We start from the raw sequence: 7331 nt of genomic DNA on the forward strand, positions 1-7331 counted from the left end.
GCTGGCCTCGATCGACGCGGTTTTGTCGTACCCCTGGGATAGAACTTCGCACACCTGGTTCGAAGGAGGTCTGTTGTGACAAGCGGGAGCGCCGCCTATGAGCGGCGCAGCGCAGCGCCCGTCATCGCGCCCGTCCGGCCGCGGAAACTGGCCAAGGTGCCGTTCGTGGAGCTGGCCGACGGCAGGCTGCAGGGCGTGGTGTCGAGCGGGTCGGACGTCGAGCGGGTCTACGTCTCGTCGATCACCGCCGGTGACCACGGCCTGAGCTGCAACACCAACAACAACCGGCCCTGCGGCGGCCTCTCCGGCGGCACGCGCGCCTGCAACCACCTGCGCGCCCTGGCCGACGCCGCCGTCGCGCAGTACGGGCTGGACCGGGTCGCCCGCTATCTGAAGGTGACCCTCCCGGACGGCTCCGAGGATCTCTGGTCCGGCCTGCACACCACGACCGCCCCGAACCGGGCGGCCGAGGTCTTCGCCGGCTTCCTGCGCCACCTGGCCTATCTGGAGGTCCCGTCCACCACCGAGCCGCTGCCCGAGCTGCACTGGTTCCCGGCCGCCGGGGCGGTGAGCTGATGCTCGCCGACGCGCTGCGTGCCGCTCCGGACGGCGTCGCGGAGGCGTTCGCCCTGACCGACGGCCTCGACGACGCCCTGGTGCACGGCCTGGCCCGGATCGACGAGGAGCGCGCCGCCGCGCTGGAGTCGTTCGCCGCCGCGTTCACCGGGTCGCCGCTCGCCGGGCGGGTCACCGACTCGATCGGCAAGATCGTCGCGGGCACGGTGACCGACGATCACCTGGCCGTGCTGGCCGGCGCCCGGGCCGCTCTGACCGGCGCCGTCCACGACGCCCTCCTCGGCCGCCTCGACGAGGCGCTCGGCCGGACCCGCGAGCCGTGGCCCGCGCCGGACACCGCGCCGTCCGCGCCGGCCGATCCGGGGCACCTGCCGGCCGGCGCCCGGTCCTGGCTGCGTGAGCTGGCCATCGCCGGCTGGCGCGGCGTCGACCACGAGCTCGCCGGCGGCGCCGCCCAGCCGGTCCAGGCGCTGCTCGCCGCCCCGGCCGGCCGCCGTCTCGCCGTGCTGCTCGACGGGTTCGCCGCCGAGCTGCGCAGCGCCGCGCCGGTCGCCACGCTCGACCGGATCCCGGTGCGCCGCTGGGCCGACCTCTGGTCCCGGGCGCTCCTGCTCGCCCACGACGGCTTCCCCACGCCTCCTGCCGTCCCGGCCGACGGCCGGTTCCTGCCGCTCGGGGCCGACCTGCAGGAGCACCCCACCGTCTTCCGGGCGCAGGCGCACGGCCTGCTGGAGTCACCCGACGGGCAGGTCCGGCTGGTCCGCGCGAGTGTCGCCGCCGCCAAGGTCGACACGATCAGCGGCCCGTCCGCCTGGCGGATGCTCTCGGCCTACCCGGTGTTCCTCGCCGCGCTGGCCGGCCACCGTGTGGTGGAGCTGTCCGGCATGCCGCTCACCCCGGCCGGTGACCTGCTGTGGGACGAGTCCCGCGCGGTGGCCGGCGAGCCCGCCGACCCGTTCGCCGCGGCCCGGGTCCGGCTGGGCGGCGTGACCGTCCCGTCCGCCGCGCCGCTCGACCGGCATCCGGCCGTCATCGCCGAGCCGGTGCTGCTGGAGGGCTACACGCCCGGCACGGACACGTTCGACCTGGGCGGCGTGACGCTGGCCGTCGACCTGGACCGGCTGCCCGCGGCGGGTCCCCTGACCCCGGCCCTGGTCGCTGCCTCGACCGCCTGCCTGGGCCTGCTCCGCTGGGACGGCGGCTGGGTGGTGCAGCCGTTCGCCGTCCAGGCGACCGTCCGGAAGAAGCCGGTGGCCGTGCACACGGCGGATTGGGCGCTCGGCCCCACCGAGGCCAAGGCGGCCAAGGCCGAGGCCGTCGCCGGCACCGCCGTCGAGGTGCTGCGGGAACGCGCGGGAAGGCTGCTGCGCCGATGAGCGACGACGTCACGCCGGCCGCCACCGCCCCGGACCCGGGCGGCGCCGAGGCCCGGCGGCAGGTTCTCTACTGGCGGCTGCTGGCCCGGCTGTTCGACCCGGAGGAGCAGGCCGCGCTGGAGTCCGCGAGCGTCGCCGTGGTCGACGATCTCGGCCTGCCGGCGGCCCTGCTCGACCCGGCGGTCTCGGTGGACACCGTCGTGCAGCGGTTCCCGTTCCTCGAGGCCGAGCTGCACGGCCTGATGACCGGAGCCGTCGCGGACACCGATCCGGCCGGCCCGTCCGCCGGGCGCTCCGACGAGGTGCGGCGTGCGGCCCTGGTGTCGAAACTGCTGCTCAACGTCTTCGCCACCGGTGGCGGCAGCGTGACCGCCGAGCAGTTGCAGCGGTGGCAGGCCGACGCGGGCTGGTTCGAGCGAGCGACCGGCTGCGAGCGGGGGCGGGCCTCCGGCGACGACCCGTCCGGCCTCGGCGGGGTGCTGGCCGGCATCGAGGGCGACCTGATCAGCCGGATGCGGCTGCGCGAGGTGCTCGCCGACAACCGGCTGGCCAAGCAGCTCACCCCGAGCATGTCGCTGATCGAGCAGCTGCTCCGCGACAAGCGCAACCTGGACGGTGTCGCCCTCGTCAACGCCAAGGCCCTGATCAAGCGGTTCGTCGACGAGGTGGCCGAGGTGCTGCGCACCCAGGTCGCCCAGGCCAGCGCCGGCGTGGTGGACCGGTCGATCCCCCCGAAACGGGTCTTCCGCAACCTCGACCTGGACCGCACCATCTGGAAGAACCTGCCGAACTGGAACCCCGAGGACGAGCGGCTCTACGTCGACCGGCTGTTCTACCGGCAGACCGCCAAGCGGATCACCCCGGCCCGCCTGATCGTGGTGGTCGACCAGTCCGGGTCGATGGTCGACTCGATGGTCAACTGCACCATCCTCGCCTCGATCTTCGCCGGGCTGCCCAAGGTCGACGTGCACCTCATCGCGTTCGACACCCGGGCCCTCGACCTGACGCCGTGGGTGCACGACCCGTTCGAGGTGCTGCTCCGCACCGATCTCGGCGGCGGTAACGACGGGCCGGTCGCGATGGCGATGGCCCGCCCGAAGATCACCGACCCGCGGAACACGGTGATGGTCTGGATCTCCGACTTCTACGAGTTCGGCCGGTCGCAGCCGCTGTTCGAGGCCATCGAGGCGGTGCACCGGTCCGGGGTGCGCTTCATCCCGGTCGGCTCGGTGAACAGCTCCGGCACACAGAACGTGGATCCGTGGTTCCGCCAGCGGTTCAAGGACCTCGGCACCCCGGTGATCTCCGGCCGCATCCAGAAGCTCGTCGCCGAGCTCAAGAACTTCCTCGCCTGACCTGAGTTATAGGAGACCTTCCGACATGACTGACATGCTGCGTGCCCCCGCCGAGATCAAGTTCGCCGAGGAGCTGGACTGGCTCGAGTCGGTCGACGACGGCCCCAAGCCGTTCTCGTGGCGCCTGTCGCCGAAGATGGTGCGGCTGTTCATCCTCGGCTCCGAGCGCGCCGACGGCCTGGACCGCGAGGTCAGCCAGAAATGGTTCGGCGACCGCAGTTTCGTCGAGCGGGCCATCGTCACCCTTGCCTCGGACCGCGGCCTGCTGCTGATCGGCGACCCGGGCACCGGCAAGAGCTGGCTGGCCGAGCTGCTGGCCGCCGCGATCAGCCGGAATTCCACATTGGTCGTGCAGGGCACCGCCGGCACCACCGAGGACCACATCAAGTACTCGTGGAACGTCTCGATGGTGATCGCCAAAGGACAGTCCCGCGCCTCGATGATCCCGTCGCCGATCATGACGGCGATGGAGGGCGGGGTGATCGGCCGGTTCGAGGAGCTGACCCGGTCCACCAGCGACGTGCAGGACGCGCTGATCTCCATCCTCTCCGAGAAGTACGTGTCGATCCCCGAGCTGGACGAGGACAACATCGTCTTCGCCAAGCCCGGCTTCTCGATCATCGCGACCGCGAACAGCCGCGACCGGGGCGTCAACGACCTGTCCTCGGCGCTCAAGCGGCGGTTCAACTTCGTCCGGATCCCGGTCGTCACCAACAAGAAGAGCGAGGCGGAGATCGTCCGGTTCCGCACCGAGGAGCTGCTGCGCCGGCACAACATCGAGCTGGAGGTCCCGCCCACCCTGCTCGACGTGCTGCTGCAGAGCTTCGCCGACCTACGGGCCGCCGCCACCGCGGCCACCGGCGACGACGAGAAGCTGGAGTCGGCGCTGTCCACCGCCGAGCAGATCGGTGTGCTGGAGGACGCGATCCTGCACAGCAACTTCTTCGGCGCCCGCGCGCTGACCGCCGAGACGCTGGCCGGCTCCCTGGTCGGGTCGCTGGCCCGGCGCAGCCCCGAGGACCTGGCGATCCTCAACAAGTACTGGCACGGGGTGATCGAGCCGCGGAGCAAGCAGGAGGGCGGCGAGTGGAACGGCTTCCTCTCCGGCGGCCGTCAGGCGATCGCGACGTTGTCGTGAGCGCGCCGTTCGACGCGCTGCGGGCGCAACTGCTGGGCGCCGCCGAGGCGCTGGCCGACGGCCCGGCAGCGCTGCCGGAGATCCTCGCCGGGATCGTCGACGACGTCGACCACGCGCTGCGGGAGCCGCTGGAGATCTTCCCGGTGTGTCACCACTCGCCGGCCTCCGCGCTGGCCATGCTGCGACGGCTGCGGGAGAAACAGCCGAAGGTGATCTACCTGGAGCTCTGCGAGGATCTCCAGCCGCTGCTCACCGAGCTGCGCAACTGCCGGCTGCCGGTGGCGCTGCAGTCCTTCGCCTCCCAGCTGGACGGGTTCCCCAAGGAGTCGGCGCCGCTCTCGGTGATCGCGCCGATCACCGAGGCCTCCGCGGAGTACCAGGCGATCGCCTACGCCCTGGAGACCCCGGGCGTGGAGCTGGTGCTGGTCGACCGGTCCACCGACCACGTCTTCCAGTGGCAGCCGGACGTGCCGTCGCCGGCCGGGACGCCGGAGGCGGAGGAGGACCTGCACGGTGACGCGGTCGGCGTCGAGATCGGCGACCTGCGGCCGCGGTTCGCCGAGCTGGAGGAGCACCTGCTGCACCACGGCCGGGTCCGGCACTGGTCGGAGTGGTGGGAGCAGTACGTCGAACAGCCCCTCGCCGGCGCCGACCACGAGACGTACCGGCAGGTGATGGTCCTGATCGGCAGCCTGTTCCGGCGGCTGGCCCCGCACGACGACCGGCGCTACGCGAGCGACGAGGACCGGGAACGCTACATGTGGACCCGGATCCGGCAGCACCTCGCGGCCTCCGGCGCCGACCCGGCCGACTGTCTGTACATCTGCGGCGCCTTCCACGCGGCCAGCCGGGTGCCGGAGGCCGGCTCCGCCCCCGGCACCCCGGATTTCGTGATCACCCCGAGGACCGGCACGACCTGGCTGTACGGTCTGATCCCGTCCAGCCACTCGGCGATCGAGGCGCAGTTCGGGCTGGCGCCCGGCTCGGTGTCGATCGCCGCCGCGAACTGGCGCAAGCAGCTCGGCAAGCTCCGGCTCACCCCGTTCCGGCTGGACGGGCAGAAAGGCGGAGGGAAGAAGACGCTTCCGCTGCCGGCCGTCGCGGCCGTCCCGGTGACCGACCACCTCACCGGTTATCTGTCCGGGCCGCCCGCGCTCGACGGGCTGGACGAGGAGGAGCTGCGCGGCTGGTGCGTGGACATCGTCCGGCTCGCCCGCCGCAACGGTTACCTCGCCAGCACCGCCGACGCGATCGCGGTCTTCGAGACGTCGATCCTGCTGGCCGGGATGCGCGGGCGGGTGCGGCCGACGCCGTACGACTTCCAGGACGCCGCTGTCACCTGCATCGAGAAGGACAGCGTGCCGGGCCGCCGCGACGTGCGCCGGCTGTGCGAGATCCTGCTCGGCGGCGACCGGATCGGCCAGGTGGGATATGCCGCCCTTCCCCCGCTGGCCCGCGACGTCTACGACCGGCTGGCCCCACTCGAGCTCAACCTCGAGCAGCGCAGCATCCAGCGGGCGCTGCTCGACCTGGCCGCCCGGCCCGAGCTGGCGGCCTGTTCCCGGCTGCTGTGGATGCTGCGCTACCTGCTGCCCGACCAGGCGGTCCGCCCGATCATGGGCAGCCGGCGGCTCGGCGAGAAGCACATCCAGGAGAGCTGGGACCTCGACCTCGGCCGCAACCAGCGGTCCGTCATCGAACTCGGCTACGAGGGCGTGACCGTCGAGCAGGTCCTGGAGCAGCGGTTGCGCCGGGACGCCTGGGACCCGAAAGCCACCGCCGCCACCGCCCTCAAAGCGGTGGAGAACAGCCTGCTGTTCCTGGAGAGCCCGCGCCTCACCGACGAGCTGGGCGCCCGGGCGATCGAGCTGCTGGCGGCCGAGCGCACCGTCGACGACGCGCCGGACGTGCTGCGGCGGATCCGGCGGCTGCTCGGGCACTACCGGGCCACCACGCCGGTGCTGCCGGCCTGGTGCGAGCGGTTCGTCACCGCGGGGTACGCCCACTACTGCACCCTGCTGCCGACCGCCTTCGTCGAGGAGGACACCGGGGTCCGGCAGGTCGGGGCGATGCTCGGGTTCCTGTTCGGGATGGAGAGCCTGGCGCTGTCGCTCGGTTGTGACCGCACCCAGCTGGAGATCGCGGTCCGGCAGTCGCATCCGGAGGCGCCCGCCAAGATCGCCCTGCTGTGGGCGGCGCGGCACCAGCTCGGGGCCCTGCCGCTGGCCGATCTCCGGGCCCTGGTCGACGAGCTGCTCGGCAACCCGCTGGTGGTGCCCGCCGTCCCGCAGTACGTGAGCGGTTTCGTGCAGGCCCTCGAACCGGTGCCGCGGCTGGCGCCGTTCGTGGTGGAGATCCTCTCCAAGGCGTTCGGCAGGCTGCCCGATCCGGTGCTGCTGCCGTGGCTGCCCACGTTGATCACCACGTTGCGGCAGCACGCCGCCGAGCTGGTGCCGGTGCTGACCAGGGAGGCCGGCCGCACGTTCCCGGGTACCCTCGCCGCGCTCGACGCGTGGACGCCACCCTGGAAGGCCCCGGCCCGGCGACGTCCGGCCGCCGGCCCGGCCGTCGCGGCGAGCCCGGCGGCGGTGCTGCTCGGGTCGAACCGGACGGCGGCGGACGCGGTCGCGGGGCTGCTCGGCTGCGAGGGCGGCTGGACGCCGGTGGAAGCCGGTCCCGGGACGGGCGGGGGAGCGGTGGCGGGGCTGCTCACCGCGTACCCCGAAGCGGCCCGAGCCGCCGCCGACCTGATCAGCGCCTGACCACAGAAACCGGTGTGTGGAGTTCGGGCGCGTATAGCGCCCGAACTCCACACACCCCACACCGCGGGGACACAGATAGGAATAGCAAACCAATGAAAAACAAAAACAAAATATAAAAAAACGT

Annotated in this window: 5 protein-coding genes; all 5 read left to right on the forward strand. The window is 72.4% G+C overall.

Annotated features, from left to right (window positions below; genetic code table 11):
• Window positions 1–75: 75 nt before the first annotated feature.
• The 5 genes from ACZ3II_RS43170 to ACZ3II_RS43190 are packed head-to-tail and all read left to right on the forward strand — an operon-like array spanning window position 76 to window position 7207.
• A complete protein-coding gene (locus ACZ3II_RS43170; protein WP_465526654.1) occupies window positions 76–576 on the forward strand; it encodes a hypothetical protein in 501 nt (166 codons plus the stop codon).
• Complete coding sequence (locus tag ACZ3II_RS43175; protein ID WP_465526656.1) at window positions 576–1952, forward strand: hypothetical protein; 1377 nt, start codon at window positions 576–578, stop codon at window positions 1950–1952. Before ACZ3II_RS43170 ends, ACZ3II_RS43175 begins: the two co-directional genes overlap by 1 nt.
• Window positions 1949–3307 (forward strand): VWA domain-containing protein, encoded by a 1359-nt coding sequence (locus tag ACZ3II_RS43180; protein WP_465526658.1) that lies wholly within the window; start codon window positions 1949–1951, stop codon window positions 3305–3307. Before ACZ3II_RS43175 ends, ACZ3II_RS43180 begins: the two co-directional genes overlap by 4 nt.
• Before the next feature lie 25 nt (window positions 3308–3332).
• Window positions 3333–4445 (forward strand): ATP-binding protein, encoded by a 1113-nt coding sequence (locus ACZ3II_RS43185; RefSeq protein WP_465526660.1) that lies wholly within the window; start codon window positions 3333–3335, stop codon window positions 4443–4445.
• The gene (locus ACZ3II_RS43190) at window positions 4442–7207 is read left to right on the forward strand and encodes a DUF5682 family protein (protein ID WP_465526662.1); all 2766 of its coding nucleotides are present in this window, start codon (window positions 4442–4444) and stop codon (window positions 7205–7207) included. The genes ACZ3II_RS43185 and ACZ3II_RS43190 overlap by 4 nt, the downstream gene beginning before the upstream one ends.
• The last annotated feature ends 124 nt before the right edge of the window (window positions 7208–7331 follow it).

It is taken from the genome of Actinoplanes sp. NPDC019969 (assembly GCF_055562375.1).

Coding starts and splice junctions, on each gene's coding strand:
- ACZ3II_RS43175 (WP_465526656.1), top strand. CDS start 576: ATGCTCGCCGACGCGCTGCGTGCCGCTCCGGACGGCGTCGCGGAGGCG.
- ACZ3II_RS43180 (WP_465526658.1), top strand. CDS start 1,949: ATGAGCGACGACGTCACGCCGGCCGCCACCGCCCCGGACCCGGGCGGC.
- ACZ3II_RS43185 (WP_465526660.1), top strand. CDS start 3,333: ATGACTGACATGCTGCGTGCCCCCGCCGAGATCAAGTTCGCCGAGGAG.